This is a genomic window from Mycobacterium asiaticum (genome assembly GCF_001673635.1).
Taxonomy (GTDB): Bacteria; Actinomycetota; Actinomycetes; order Mycobacteriales; family Mycobacteriaceae; genus Mycobacterium; species Mycobacterium asiaticum_C.
Map to the genome: position 1 here is coordinate 129,675 of NZ_LZMH01000031.1, position 13,555 is coordinate 143,229.

Sequence of the window (13,555 nt, forward strand, 5' to 3'; positions counted from 1 at the left end):
TTATGCCCCAGTTGCCGCCGTCTGCGTGAAGCGCACGTACCCGTTCTGCTCGAGTTCGTCGGCGAGTTCGGAACCGCCGGATTCGGCGATGCGACCGCCGACGAAGACGTGCACGTACTCGGGGTGGATGTAGCGCAGGATGCGGGTGTAGTGCGTGATCAGCAGGATGCCGGCGTTTTCGGCCTGGGCGTAGCGGTTGACGCCCTCGCTCACCACACGCAGCGCATCGACGTCCAGGCCGGAGTCGGTCTCGTCGAGGATGGCGATCTTGGGCTTGAGCAACTCGAGCTGCAGGATCTCGTGGCGCTTCTTCTCACCGCCGGAAAAGCCTTCGTTGACACTGCGTTCGGCGAATGCCGGGTCGATTTCGAGCGCGGCCATCGCCGACTTGACCTCTTTGACCCAGTGCCGCAGCTTGGGCGCCTCACCGCGGATGGCCGTGGCGGCCGACCGCAGGAAGTTCGACACCGACACACCGGGCACCTCGACGGGGTACTGCATGGCCAGGAAGAGCCCGGCCCGCGCCCGTTCGTCGACGCTCATCGCCAGCACGTCCGCGCCGTCCAAGGTGATCGACCCCGACGTCACCTGGTACTTGGGGTGCCCCGCGACGGCGTAGGACAGTGTCGACTTGCCCGATCCGTTGGGACCCATCAGGGCATGCGTCTCACCGGATCTCACCGTCAGGTCGACACCCTTGAGGATGGGGATCTCACGCTGCCCATCGCTGGCGTTCGGGTCCGCGACACTGACGTGCAGGTCTTTGATTTCCAATGTGGTCATGCTGTTTTTTCCGTTATTTCCAGTTCGTGTTCGATGGCTTCGGTCAAGCGCTCCCGGATCTCTGGCACCGCGATCTTGGCGATGATCTCGCCGAAGAAGCCGCGGATCACCAACCGGCGGGCCTGCTCTTCGGGGATGCCCCGGGAGCGCAGATAGAAAAGTTGCTCGTCGTCGAATCGGCCGGTGGCGCTGGCGTGCCCGGCGCCGACGATCTCGCCGGTCTCGATTTCCAGGTTGGGCACCGAGTCGGCGCGGGCGCCGTCGGTGAGCACCAGATTGCGGTTCATCTCGAACGTGTCGGTGCCGGTGGCGGCGGCGCGGATCAGCACGTCACCCACCCACACGGTGTGCGCGTCAGGCCGCCGGGACGACGGATCCCCCTGCAGCGCGCCCTTGTACAGCACGTTGGACCGGCAGTCGGGCTGGGCGTGGTCGACCAGCAGCCGCGATTCGAGGTGCTGGCCGTCATCGGCGAAGTACAGGCCCAACAGGTCCGCATCGCCGCCGGGCCCGGCGAACCGCAGGTTGGTCGAGGTCCGGACCACCTCGCCGCCCAGGGTGACGGTGACGTGGCGCAGCACCGCGTCCTTGCCCAGCCGCGCGTGGTGTGCGCTGACGTGCACCATGTCGTCCGCCCAGTCGGCGATCGAGATGACGGTGAGGCGGGCGGCGTCCTCGACGACGAATTCCACGTTGTCGGCGTAGGTTCCGCTGCCCTTGTGGTCGATGACGACGACGGCCTCGGCGAGTTCGGCCAGCCGGATCTGCAGATGCCCGTAGGCGACTGCGCCGGCTCCGGGACCGGTGACGGTGATGTTCACCGGCTCGGCGACCTGGGTGTCGCGGGCGATTGCGACCAGCGTCGCTGAGTTGAACGACGAGAATGCTTGTGCGGCAACGCGGTCCGCGGGAACACCGCCCTCGCCCAGCCGTTCGTCGCCGCGACGCACCGTCTCGGTCTGTACGCCTTCGTGCTCGCTGACGGTGATCGCGGCGCTGCCAGTGGCATGCGCGGACCCGTCGTGCAGGCCACGCAGCCGCTTCAGCGGCGTGAACCGCCAGATCTCATCCCGGCCGTGCGGCACCTCAAAGGCTTCGACATCGAAGGAGGAGAACAACTCTCCTTTGTTGAGTGCGGCGGCGGCTGAACCCGTGGGTGCGGTCATCCGACTCGTCATCCCACAGAGCCCTCCATTTGCAACTCGATCAGCCGGTTGAGCTCCAGCGCGTACTCCATCGGCAGTTCCTTGGCGATCGGCTCGACGAAGCCGCGCACCACCATCGCCATGGCCTCGTCCTCGGTCATGCCGCGGCTCATCAGGTAGAACAGCTGGTTCTCGCTGACCTTGGAGACGGTGGCCTCGTGGCCCATCGTGACGTCGTCCTCGCGGATGTCGACGTAGGGGTAGGTGTCGCTGCGGCTGATCGTGTCGACCAGCAGCGCATCGCATTTCACAGAGGAGCGCGACCCATGTGCTCCCTTGTTCACCTGCACCAGGCCGCGGTAGGAGGTGCGGCCGCCGCCGCGGGCCACCGACTTGGACACGATGTTGCTCGACGTGTTCGGCGCCAGGTGCAGCATCTTGGCGCCGGTGTCCTGGTGCTGGTCCTCACCGGCGAACGCGATCGACAGCACCTCGCCCTTGGCGTGCTCGCCGGTCATCCACACCGCCGGGTATTTCATGGTCACCTTCGACCCGATGTTGCCGTCGACCCACTCCATGGTGGCGCCGGCTTCGGCGCGGGCACGCTTGGTGACCAGGTTGTAGACGTTGTTCGACCAGTTCTGAATTGTCGTGTAACGGCAACGGCCACCGGGCTTCACGATGATCTCGACCACCGCGGAGTGCAGCGAGTCCGACTTGTAGATCGGCGCGGTGCAGCCTTCGATGTAGTGCACATAGGCGTTCTCGTCGACGATGATCAGCGTGCGCTCGAACTGGCCCATATTCTCGGTGTTGATCCGGAAGTAGGCCTGCAGCGGAATGTCGACGTGTACACCCGGCGGGACGTAGATGAACGAGCCGCCACTCCACACCGCGGTATTGAGGGCCGAGAACTTGTTGTCACCGGCCGGGATCACGGTGCCGAAGTACTGCTGGAAGATCTCCGGGTGCTCACGCAGGCCGGTGTCGGTGTCCAGGAAGATGACGCCCTGGGCCTCCAGGTCTTCGCGGATCTGGTGGTAGACCACCTCGGATTCGTACTGCGCCGCCACGCCGGCGACCAGGCGCTGCTTTTCGGCCTCGGGGATGCCTAGCCGGTCGTAGGTGTTGCGGATGTCTTCGGGCAGCTCTTCCCAGCTGGCCGCCTGCTTTTCGGTGGACCGCACGAAGTACTTAATGTTGTCGAAGTCGATGCCTTCCAGGTTGGATCCCCAGTTCGGCATCGGCTTCTTGTCGAACGTGCGCAGGGCCTTCAGGCGGGTCTCGAGCATCCACTCGGGCTCGTTCTTTTTCGCGGAGATGTCGCGGACCACGGCCTCGGACAAACCACGCTGCGCGCTGGCGCCAGCCACGTCGGAGTCGGCCCAGCCGTAGCCGTACCGGCCGAGCGAGTCGATGGTCTGCTCCTGGGTGAGCGGCTCGGCGGTCCGTGCGGCTTCGAGTGTCATGAGGACGCTCCTTTGTTGGTGGTTGAGCGCGGGCTGGGCGCCGGGGTAAGTGGTACGTGGGTGGTGCAGGCGCAGTCGCCGTTGACGATGGTCGCCAGTAGCTGTACGTGGGTGCCGAGCACTTCGGACATGGCTTGCTGCTCGGCTTCGCACAATTCCGGGAATTCCTCGGCGACATGAGCGACTGGGCAGTGGTGTTGGCAGATTTGCACACCGTGGATGGGCCCGCCCACCCGGGTGGTGGTAGCGACGTAACCCGCCTTGGTCAGCGCGTTGGCGATCCGCTCCGAAGCGGCTTCCACGGCGGCCTCGTCCGGACCCTCCGCCGCGTCGACATCGGCCAACAGAGCGTCGATGCGGCGTCTGGCGAATTTCCGCACCGCGTCGTCGCCGCCGATCTCCCGCAGCTGCCGCATCGCCGCGGCGGCCAGGTCGTCGTAGGCGTGGTCGAGCTTGCCGCGGCCCGCGGCCGTCAAGCGGTAGCGCTTGGCCGGCCGGCCGCGTCCGACCTGCTGCCAGGGCGCGGCGGGAACGGACTCGGCGTCACCGGCCTCGATCAGCGCGTCGAGGTGACGGCGCACACCGGCGGCGGTCAGGCTCAGACGGTCGCCGATCTCACTTGCGGTGATCGAGCCGGATTCCAGGAGCAATCGCACGATCGCGCGGCGGGTGTGACCATCCGACCCGGCAGCACCGGCTGCGGGCACGGCAGCGTCCAGCTCGGTTCGGATTTTCACAACACCAGTGTGACGCAATTCCGGCAGGCGGTCCAGGAAGGGTGCCCTACTAACTGCGTTGCGCTGGTCACAGAGGCCCGGCGCTAGTCTGCTCTGATGGCAGCCCGCCACCACACCCTGAGCTCCTCGATCGCCAGCCTGCACGGCGACGAGCAGACGGTGGGCAAGCCGCTCAACGCCACCGAGCTCGCCGCCCTGAAACGCACCAGGTTGTTCGGCGCCACCGGCACCGTCTTGATGGCCATCGGCGCGCTGGGCGACGGCGCCCGGCCGGTCGTCCAGGACCCCACCTTCGGCGTGCGACTGCTGAACCTGCCGTCGCGGATCCAAACCGTGGCCCTGACCATGACCACTACCGGCGCGGTGATGATGGCGCTGGCCTGGTTGATGCTCGGCCGCTTCGCAATCGGGAAACGACGAATGTCGCGCGGCGACGTGGACCGAACCCTGGTGTTGTGGATGCTGCCGCTGCTGATCGCACCGCCGATGTACAGCAAAGACGTCTACTCCTACCTCGCCCAGAGCCAGATTTCGCTGGAGGGACTGGACCCCTACCGGGTGGGGCCGGCGTCTGGCCTGGGCCTGGGTCACGTGTTCACGCTGTCGGTGCCGAGCCTCTGGCGCGAGACACCGGCGCCCTACGGCCCGCTGTTCCTGTGGATCGGCCGGGGCATCTCGTCGATCACCGGGGAGAACATCGTCGCGGCGGTGCTGTGTCACCGGCTGGTGGTGCTGGTCGGTGTGGCGTTGATCGTGTGGGCGACGCCGCGGCTGGCGCGGCGCTGCGGCGTGGCCGAGGTCAGCGCGTTGTGGCTGGGTGCGGCCAATCCGCTGCTGTTCATGCACCTGGTCGCCGGCATCCACAACGAGGCGCTGATGCTGGGCCTGATGCTGACCGGCGCTGAGTTCGCGCTGCGCGGCATCGACGCCACCCGTTCGCTCAAACCGAACTCCTGGCGGATTGGGCCGGACTGGCAACCGCTGGGCATGTTGGTCGGCGGCTCGATTCTGATCGTGCTGTCGTCGCAGGTGAAGCTGCCGTCGCTGCTGGCGCTCGGCTTTGTGACGATGGCCCTGGCGTACCGCTGTGGCGGCACATTCAAGGCGCTGCTGGTGTCCGGTGGGGCGATGGCCGCATTGTCGCTCGCGGTGATGGGCCTGGTCGGCTGGGCCAGTGGGCTCGGTTTCGGCTGGATCTACACGCTGGGCACCGCCAACGTGGTGCGCAGCTGGATGTCGCCGCCCACGCTGCTGGCACTGGGTACCGGCCAGGTGGGCATTCTGCTGGGGCTGGGCGATCACACCACCGCGGTGTTGTCCCTGACCCGTGGCATCGGTGTGCTCATCATCATGGTCCTGGTGTGCTGGCTGCTGTTGGCGGTATTCCGTGGCCGGTTGCACCCGATCGGTGGCCTCGGGGTGGCGCTGGGCCTGACGGTGCTGCTGTTCCCCGTCGTGCAGCCGTGGTACCTGCTGTGGGCGATCATCCCGCTGGCCGCCTGGGCTACCCGGCACGGATTCCGGGTGGCCGTGATCGTCATCACCCTGATCATCGGCATCTTCGGACCCACCGCCAATGGCGACCGCTTCGCGCTGTTCCAGATCGTCGACGCCACTCTGGCCAGCGCGTTCATCGTGGTGGTGCTGATCGCGCTGACCTACACCCGGTTGCCGTGGCGGCCGCTGCCGAACGGTGACGGCGCGACACCGACCGCAGGGGACGCCCGGTCAAGGCCGACCGATCCTGTGAGCCCGGCCACCCCGCGGGCCACTCCCCGTCCCGAGGCGACAACCGACGCCTACGCTGACTCCACGTGAGCTCACTCCCCCACGACCGCGACATCGCGGTGCGGCTGCGCGGGGTATGCAAGCAGTACGGGTCCGTCACGGCCGTGTCCAGCCTCGATCTCGAGGTGCATACCGCCGAGGTGTTCGCGCTGCTCGGTCCGAACGGTGCCGGCAAGACCACCACCGTGGAGATGTGCGAGGGCTTCACCCGTCCCGACGCCGGCACCATCGAAGTGCTCGGTCTGGACCCGATCGCCGACAACGCCCGCCTGCGGCCACGCATCGGCGTGATGCTCCAAGGCGGCGGTGGGTACCCGGCCGCTCGCGCCGGCGAGATGCTCAATCTGGTGGCGTCCTACGCCGCCGACCCGCTGGACCCGCAGTGGCTGCTGGAAACGCTTGGGCTCACCGAAGCCGCCCGCACCACCTACCGTCGGCTGTCCGGCGGCCAGCAGCAACGGCTCGCGCTGGCGTGCGCGCTGGTGGGTCGCCCCGAGCTGGTGTTCCTGGACGAACCCACCGCCGGCATGGATGCCCACGCCCGACTACTGGTGTGGGAGCTGATCGACGCGCTGCGCCGCGACGGTGTGACCGTGGTGCTGACCACCCATCAGCTCAAAGAGGCCGAGGAGCTGGCCGACCGGTTGGTGATCATCGACCACGGCGCGACCGTCGCCGCCGGCACGCCCGCCGAGCTGATGCGCAGCGGCGCCAAAGATCAGCTGAGGTTCACCGCGCCGCCGCGGCTCGACCTGTCCCTACTGGCCTCGGCGTTGCCCGAGGACTACCAGACCACCGAGGTGACGCCGGGCGAGTACCTCGTCGAAGGTCCGGTCGGTCCTCAGGTGCTGGCTACAGTGACGGCGTGGTGCGCGCAGATCGACGTGCTGGCCACCGATATGCGCGTCGAGCAACGCAGCCTCGAAGACGTCTTCCTCGATCTGACCGGCCGGAGGTTGCGGCAGTGAGTGACCCGTTCCCGGCGGGCACGTTCACCCCGGACCCCCGCCCCAACGCCGTATCGAGGATGCTGCTCGCGCAGTTCAGCCTGGAAGCCAAGCTGCTGTTGCGCAACGGTGAGCAACTGCTGCTGACGATGTTCATCCCGATCACGCTGCTCATCGGGCTGACCCTGCTGCCGCTGGGTTCGTTCGGCCCGCACCGGGCCGCGGTGTTCGTGCCGGCGATCATGGCGTTGGCGGTCATCTCGACCGCGTTCACCGGACAGGCGATTGCGGTGGCGTTCGACCGGCGCTACGGGGCACTGAAGCGGCTCGGCGCGACCCCGCTGCCGGTGTGGGGCATCATCACCGGCAAGGCGCTGGCCGTCATCTTCACCGTGTTCCTGCAGTCAATTGTCTTGGGCGCCATAGGTTTTGCGCTGGGCTGGCGGCCGGGCTTGGCGGCGCTGGCGTTGGGCGGTGTGGTCATTGCGCTGGGTACCGCGGGATTCGCCTCGCTAGGCCTGCTGCTGGGTGGGACCCTGCGCGCCGAGATCGTGCTGGCGCTGGCCAACCTGCTGTGGTTCGTGTTCGCCGGCCTGGGCGCTCTGACGCTCGAGACCGCCATGATCCCCACGGCAGTCAAGTGGGTGGCACGGGTGACGCCGTCGGGCGCGCTGACCGAGGCGCTGTCGCAGGCGATGAGTCTGTCGGTGGACTGGTTCGGGCTGGCGGTGTTGGCGGTGTGGGGTGTTCTCGCGGCATTGGCCGCGCGAAGGTGGTTTCGTTTCACCTAGGCCCTTGCCTGGGGCTTCACTCTGCGCTCACGGCGCAAAAGTTCGAGCAGCTGACGCCCTAGACGCAGAGTCAGTGCGATAGCGGGGTGGCGCGGCGCAATCCCCTCGCCAAAGCCCGCTTCTACTACGCACCGTAGTCGTCGCTACGATCGGGCGGTGGCCCTCGGACGAGCACTGCTGCGGGTGGTGGACAAGCTCCCCGACCCCAGCCTGCGTGTGCAGCGCATCATCGCCGCGGCCGTCATCCTCACCCAGGGCGGCATCGCGGTCACCGGTGCGATCGTCCGGGTCACCGCTTCTGGCCTGGGCTGTCCGACCTGGCCACAGTGCTTCCCCGGCAGCTTCACACCGGTAGCGGTCGCCGAAGTCCCCCGCATTCACCAGGCCGTCGAGTTCGGCAACCGGATGATCACCTTCGCTGTCGTCCTCACCGCCGCGCTGGCCGTGCTGGCCGTCACCCGCGCGCGCCGGCGCCGAGAAGTCCTGGTCTACGCCTGGCTGATGCCGGCCTCGACCGTCGTGCAGGCCATCATCGGTGGCATCACGGTCCGCACCGGCCTGTTGTGGTGGACGGTGGCGATCCACCTGCTGGCGTCCATGACGATGGTCTGGCTGTCGGTGCTGCTGTTCGTCAAGGTCGGCGAGCCCGACGATGGCGTGGTCCGGGTGCTGGTCGTCAAACCGCTGCGGCTGCTCACCGTGCTGAGCGCGCTGAACCTGGCCGCGGTGCTGGTGACTGGGACGCTGGTGACCGCGGCCGGCCCGCATGCGGGCGACAAGAGCCCGAGCCGGACGGTGCCGCGCCTCAAGATCGAGATCACCGACCTGGTGCACGCGCACTCGTCGCTGCTGGTGTCCTATTTCGCGCTGCTGGTGGGCCTGGGGTTCGGCTTGCTGGCGGTAAGAGCCGCCCAGCCTGTCATGCGCCGCCTCGGCGTGCTGCTCGTGCTGGTGTTCGCACAGGCCGGAGTGGGCACCGCCCAGTACTACACCGGGGTTCCGGCGGTCCTGGTCGCCATCCATGTGGCCGGCGCGGCAGCCTGCACCGCCGCCACGGCCGCGCTATGGGCGTCGATGCGAGAACGGGCCCAGCCCGAGCCGCTCGAGAGCTGACTCGACGGCAACCGCAAAACCGCGCTGCGCCAGCCCGCGGGTGTCGGCGTCCAACCGCAGCCAGCCCAGCGACGGGTCTATCACTTGCACCTCGAGCACCCGCTCACCGACCAGATGGACCCGCGCATAGAGCAAATCGCCAAGTTCGGCCAACGCGGCGACGCCCACATCCCACAGCTCAAAATCGGCGTCCCCCTGGTGCAACGCATTGTCGACGGCGGTGAACGCATGCGACGGTTTGCCGCCGATGAAGACCAGTACCGTTTCGTCGGCCGATCCGGACTGCACGTAAACGCTGTGGCCGGCTTCCTGGCGTTCGGCGATGTAGGCGTGCGCGTCGGACCGGTCGCTGAAGCGCTTCGTTCCGGTCCCGACGGTCGGGCCGACAAAGATCCGGCCGGTCTGCGGTAACCGGACTTGATCACCCGGCGCATACACCTCGCCCGGGAGCGTCGGGACCCCGCGCCGCGCGAGGTCGGCGAGATAGCGGCGCTCGACGTTCCAGGCGACCACCTCGGGCGCGTTCAGCAGGTTGGGCACCCGTCGCGTCCAGGCCAGGAATTCCTCCTGACGACCGGGATAGTCGTGGGTGGCCCGCAATATGACCAGATGCGCCCCGGCAGTCTCCGGGTCATCCCAGGACAACCAACGGGCGTGTAGGCTACGAGTCCGCAGCGCCTCAACCAGCCCGACGTCATCCGCCTCGCCCGCAGGGATTCGCGGGCACCCGGCCAACACGATGCGCGGATGGAAGGTGTCGGGTCGGGCGAGCTTCATGCACGGGCATGATATCGACATGCATGCGATAGAAGTCAGCCAAACCGGCGGCCCGGAAGTGCTGGGCTACAACGACGTGTCCCGACCGGAGCCCGGTCCCGGCGAGGTGCTGATCCAATCCGAGGCCATCGGGGTCAATTTCATCGACACATACTTCCGCACGGGCCAGTACCCGCGCCCGTTGCCCTTCGTGCTCGGTTCGGAAGTGTGCGGCACCATCGTTGCGCTGGGGTCGGAAGCCGGACCGGATTTCAGCGTGGGCGACCGGGTGGTCAGCGCCTCGGCAAACGGGGCGTATGCCGAACTCGCTACGGCCCCAGCATTTCTCACCGCCAAGGTACCCGACGGCATCTCCCCGCAGGTTGCCGCGTCGGCGCTGCTGAAAGGGCTGACCGCGCAGTACCTGCTCAAGTCCGTGTATCCGGTGCAAAACGGGGACGACATACTCGTGCACGCCGGCGCCGGTGGTGTCGGCCTGATCCTGACGCAATGGGCGACGCACCTGGGCGCCCGGGTGATCACCACCGTCTCCAACGAAGAGAAAGAGCGGCTGTCGCGGCAGGCCGGCGCCGCCGAGGTGCTGCCCTATCCCGAGGACGCCTATGCGTTCGGGCAGCGGGTGCGGGAGCTTACCGGCGGCACCGGAGTGGCGGTCGTGTACGACGGCGTGGGCAAAACCACTTTCGACGCCAGCCTGGCCAGCCTGGCCGTGCGCGGAACGCTGGCCCTGTTCGGCGCGGCCAGCGGACCCGTTCCCCCGTTCGACCCGCAGCAGCTCAACTACGCGGGGTCGGTGTATCTGACCCGCCCGTCACTGGCCCACTTCGTCCGGAGCGCCCAGGAGTTCAGCTGGCGGGCCGAAGAACTGTTCGAGGTGATCGCCAGCGGAGCCATCCGGATCGAGGTCGGCGGCACGTACCCGTTGGCCGAAGCCGCACGGGCGCATGCCGACCTGGAGGGCCGTAGGACCACCGGGTCGATCGTGTTGTTGCCTTAAGCGTCCTGGGCAGGGTCCCAGGACCCCGGCAGCAATGGCGTCGTCGCCCCACCGCCGAACCCGTCGTCGGCCACCACCGCCAGTCCGGCTGCTTGCTGACGGCGTTCTGCCGTGGTGCCGGCAAATCCCAGCGGCCCCGCGCCGGATGCGGAAGCGGCCGGCTCGTCCACGTCGTCCTCAGGTCCCTCGATGTACTCGTCGGCGTAGGCCCGTAGCGGTTCGTCCTGCTGACGGCGTCTGCGCTTGCGGCGGCGTGCCGCGGCCGCTGCGGCCGCCGCAGCGCTGTCCGGCGCGGGCGCCTTGGCCTGGGCGCTGACCGGGCTGCGCGTCTTCGACCCGGAATCGAAGCCGATACCCGGGCCACCCCCAATTGCGTACGGAACGAACGCCGGCCCGGCCGCCGGAGGGGCGGATGGCGGCGCCGAACTGGCGACGGATCCCGCGGCTGGCGCGGGCGCCGCCGGCGCGCCGCCGCCGACGGACCCGGCCAGGGTCGGGGCGATCGCGACCGCCGGCGCAGTGCCCGCCGCCGCGGCTACCGGAGCCAGCGCCGGGGCCAGCGCGGGCACTTCGGCCAGGGGAAGCGGAAGCGCCAGCACGGCCGCGGCCGCGGCGGCACTGGCCGCCGCCGCTGGCAGCGCCGACAACGACGACCACAACGGGGAGGAACCGAGCACCGCTGCCAGCACCGGGTGCGCGACCAAGTACACGACGATCTGAGCGGGGGTGATGCCGCCGAGTGACTGCAGGGCGGCGATCGGATTGGTCAGGAACAGCTGAATCCAGTCCTGCAGGCCCTGAAAGTCCTGCACGAACAGGAACAGCCGGGACACCCAGTAGCCCGGCTGGCCCGGTGTCGTGTACGAGGCGTACGGGATTCCGTTGATGGTGCCGTTGACAGGGTTCCAGTCCATGCCGATCAACCGCAGGGCGAACTGGAAGAGCTGCTGCGGAATCTGCAGAAGCTGTTCCAGTGGGTTTGACGTAGCGGCACTCGCAGCCTCCGATTTCACAATCGGCGGCGCCGTGACGCTCTGCGGGGCGGCCGCCATCGCCGTGCCGGACACGCCTTCGTACGTCGCCATCGTGGTCGCGGCCTGAATCCACATCCGGACGTAGTCGGCCTCGTTCAGCGCGATCGGAATGGTGTTGGTACCAAAGAAATTCGTTGCGACCAGCACGCCGTGGATGACGTGGTTGGCGGCCAGTTCCGGCAAGGTCGGCATCGTTGCCAGCGCGGTCGTGTAGGCGGCGGCCGCCGTCTCGTGCTGGGCGGCGATGGCGCCGCTGTCCGCGCCGGCTTTGGTCAACCAGGCCACATACGGCGCGTGGGCGGCCACGTAGGTTTCCGCGCTCGGCCCCTCCCACGCCGAGCACTGCGCGGCCGCCAGCACGCCGATGAGTTCTTCTGCAGCTGAGGCGTATTCGGCGCTCAATGAGGTCCATGCTCCGGCCGCGGCCAACAAAGGCCCCGGTCCCGGACCACTACTCAGCAACGCCGAATGCACCTCTGGAGGCGATGCCATCCAGATGGGCGCGGCCAAGATCAGCCGGTCGTCGCCGAGCCCGTGTCGAATGCCCCCCCACAGGCACAGGAAGTGTCCAGCCCCCGGAAAATGACGAACAAAGTCATGCCAGACACTCCTCCCTATGACGGGGTGGTTGTTAGAACTGAGCTGTTACAAGCAGATTCGATATCGCGGCGGGAAGTATCGCAACCGATCCAGTGCCGCGATCACCGGCGGAGCAGCACGGACGAGCATCTAGCTCTCACCCGAAAATACGTTGTGGCACAAGCAAAATTGCGGCGGCCGCCGTCAGCATTGAGGGCGACCGATTGTTTTCAAATCGCCCTGGTTCTGAGGAGCGGGCGCCTACCCGCCCGCGCTCATCACAACAGCGTCGGCAGCGCGATCGCCGAGTCGACCGCCAGCGCGCAGAACACCAGGGCCAGGTAGTTGTTCGACTGCAGGAACAGCCGCAGCGGCTTGACCGTCTCCCCCGCGCGCACACCGGCGTACAGCTGATGCGCCATCGCCAGGAACCACACCCCGGCTACCAGGGCCACGGCCGCGTACAGCCAGCCGGTTGCCAGCGCCAGCGTCATGGTCGCCAGCACCGTCAGCCAGGTGTAGATCAGGATCTGTTTGGTGACTTGTTGCTCGGTGGCCACGGCGGGCAGCATCGGCACGCCCGCGACTTTGTAATCTTCCTTGTACCGCATAGCCAGAGCCCAGGTGTGTGGCGGCGTCCAGAAGAAGATGATCGCGAACATCGCCAGTGCCGGCCAGCCGATGGTCCCGGTCACCGCGGACCAGCCGATCATTACCGGCATGCAGCCGGCCGCGCCGCCCCACACCACGTTCTGCGAGGTACGCCGCTTGAGCAGCAGCGTGTAGACGAACACGTAGAACGCGATGGTGGCCACGGCCAGCAGACCCGAAAGCAGGTTGGTGGTCCACCACAGCCAGACGAACGAGCCCACGCTGAGCAGCAAGCCGAAGACGAGCGCGTGCCGAGTCGGCACGGCGGCCCGGGCCAGCGGCCGCCGCGCGGTCCGCTTCATCACCTTGTCGATGTCAGCGTCGGCCACACAGTTCAGCGTGTTGGCGCCGCCGGCCGCCATCATGCCTCCGACCAGCGTGTTGAGGATGAGTAGCGGGTTGACGCTGCCCCGGTGGGCCAGCAGCATCGCCGGGATGGCGGTAACCAGCAGCAGTTCGATGACCCGTGGCTTGGTCAGCGCCAGATACGCCAGCAAGGTGCCGGTGATCCGGCTTGTTGTCCTGCCCGACGCGACGCGCCCGCGAACGCTCACGCAATAACTCCTCGGGAAAATCGCAGCCGCGCGCAGCTTCTACTACACACGATGGTAGACCGCGCAGGCTCAGCCACCGACCTGCAGGGTCGATTCGGACCATTTATTTCGGCATTCGACCCTGTCGAGGCGCCGACTGCACAGCTCACCAACCCGACACGATATTTTCACATCGCCTCCGCGGGGTACA

At 67.6% G+C, this 13,555-nt stretch carries 12 protein-coding genes; 5 read left to right on the forward strand and 7 right to left on the reverse strand.

Translation table 11 applies throughout. The annotated features are described in order from the left end of the window. The 4 genes from sufC to A5645_RS08005 are packed head-to-tail and all read right to left on the reverse strand — an operon-like array spanning window position 1 to window position 4,170. The gene (gene sufC / locus A5645_RS07990) at window positions 1-783 is read right to left on the reverse strand and encodes a Fe-S cluster assembly ATPase SufC (protein ID WP_065129137.1); all 783 of its coding nucleotides are present in this window, start codon (window positions 781-783) and stop codon (window positions 1-3) included. Beyond that, the gene (gene sufD / locus A5645_RS07995) at window positions 780-1,949 is read right to left on the reverse strand and encodes a Fe-S cluster assembly protein SufD (protein WP_065129138.1); all 1,170 of its coding nucleotides are present in this window, start codon (window positions 1,947-1,949) and stop codon (window positions 780-782) included. Before sufD ends, sufC begins: the two co-directional genes overlap by 4 nt. 8 nt (window positions 1,950-1,957) lie before the next feature. Continuing rightward, window positions 1,958-3,397, reverse strand: coding sequence for a Fe-S cluster assembly protein SufB (gene sufB, locus A5645_RS08000; RefSeq protein WP_036355684.1), 1,440 nt, complete (start codon window positions 3,395-3,397; stop codon window positions 1,958-1,960). Continuing rightward, window positions 3,394-4,170, reverse strand: coding sequence for a helix-turn-helix transcriptional regulator (locus A5645_RS08005; RefSeq protein ID WP_253866881.1), 777 nt, complete (start codon window positions 4,168-4,170; stop codon window positions 3,394-3,396). Before A5645_RS08005 ends, sufB begins: the two co-directional genes overlap by 4 nt. Before the next feature lie 60 nt (window positions 4,171-4,230). On the opposite strand from A5645_RS08005, the gene mptB reads away from it, so the two are divergent. The 4 genes from mptB to A5645_RS08025 all read left to right on the forward strand — a co-directional run bounded on the left by mptB (window position 4,231) and on the right by A5645_RS08025 (window position 8,773). Beyond that, window positions 4,231-5,952, forward strand: coding sequence for a polyprenol phosphomannose-dependent alpha 1,6 mannosyltransferase MptB (mptB, locus tag A5645_RS08010; RefSeq protein WP_065129140.1), 1,722 nt, complete (start codon window positions 4,231-4,233; stop codon window positions 5,950-5,952). Next, a complete protein-coding gene (locus A5645_RS08015; RefSeq protein ID WP_155767900.1) occupies window positions 5,949-6,890 on the forward strand; it encodes an ABC transporter ATP-binding protein in 942 nt (313 codons plus the stop codon). The genes mptB and A5645_RS08015 overlap by 4 nt, the downstream gene beginning before the upstream one ends. 59 nt (window positions 6,891-6,949) lie before the next feature. Further along, window positions 6,950-7,660 (forward strand): ABC transporter permease, encoded by a 711-nt coding sequence (locus tag A5645_RS08020; RefSeq protein WP_155767905.1) that lies wholly within the window; start codon window positions 6,950-6,952, stop codon window positions 7,658-7,660. A gap of 183 nt (window positions 7,661-7,843) precedes the next feature. Then, on the forward strand, window positions 7,844-8,773 hold the full coding sequence (locus A5645_RS08025) for a COX15/CtaA family protein (protein WP_172830492.1): 930 nt from the start codon (window positions 7,844-7,846) through the stop codon (window positions 8,771-8,773). Here the strand turns inward: A5645_RS08025 and A5645_RS08030 are convergent. Beyond that, window positions 8,723-9,550 (reverse strand): DcsG N-terminal domain-containing protein, encoded by an 828-nt coding sequence (locus A5645_RS08030; protein WP_065129143.1) that lies wholly within the window; start codon window positions 9,548-9,550, stop codon window positions 8,723-8,725. The genes A5645_RS08025 and A5645_RS08030 overlap by 51 nt on opposite strands. A gap of 19 nt (window positions 9,551-9,569) precedes the next feature. Between A5645_RS08030 and A5645_RS08035 the strand changes: the two genes are divergently transcribed. After that, entirely contained in the window at window positions 9,570-10,547 is a 978-nt protein-coding gene (locus A5645_RS08035) for a quinone oxidoreductase family protein (RefSeq protein WP_065129144.1), read from the forward strand. On the opposite strand, the gene A5645_RS08040 is transcribed toward A5645_RS08035, so the two are convergent. Beyond that, complete coding sequence (locus A5645_RS08040) at window positions 10,544-12,091, reverse strand: PPE family protein (RefSeq protein ID WP_081288229.1); 1,548 nt, start codon at window positions 12,089-12,091, stop codon at window positions 10,544-10,546. The genes A5645_RS08035 and A5645_RS08040 overlap by 4 nt on opposite strands. A 347-nt stretch (window positions 12,092-12,438) precedes the next feature. Next, window positions 12,439-13,365, reverse strand: a complete 927-nt coding sequence (locus A5645_RS08045; protein ID WP_065129145.1) for a heme o synthase — start codon at window positions 13,363-13,365, stop codon at window positions 12,439-12,441. Window positions 13,366-13,555: the final 190 nt, after the last annotated feature.

Excerpts from the sequence above, each read along its gene's own strand:
- A5645_RS08030 (WP_065129143.1), bottom strand. The coding sequence starts at position 9,550 with ATGAAGCTCGCCCGACCCGACACCTTCCATCCGCGCATCGTGTTGGCC.
- mptB (WP_065129140.1), top strand. The coding sequence starts at position 4,231 with ATGGCAGCCCGCCACCACACCCTGAGCTCCTCGATCGCCAGCCTGCAC.
- sufC (WP_065129137.1), bottom strand. The coding sequence starts at position 783 with ATGACCACATTGGAAATCAAAGACCTGCACGTCAGTGTCGCGGACCCG.
- A5645_RS08035 (WP_065129144.1), top strand. The coding sequence starts at position 9,570 with ATGCATGCGATAGAAGTCAGCCAAACCGGCGGCCCGGAAGTGCTGGGC.
- sufB (WP_036355684.1), bottom strand. The coding sequence starts at position 3,397 with ATGACACTCGAAGCCGCACGGACCGCCGAGCCGCTCACCCAGGAGCAG.
- A5645_RS08020 (WP_155767905.1), top strand. The coding sequence starts at position 6,950 with ATGCTGCTCGCGCAGTTCAGCCTGGAAGCCAAGCTGCTGTTGCGCAAC.
- sufD (WP_065129138.1), bottom strand. The coding sequence starts at position 1,949 with ATGACCGCACCCACGGGTTCAGCCGCCGCCGCACTCAACAAAGGAGAG.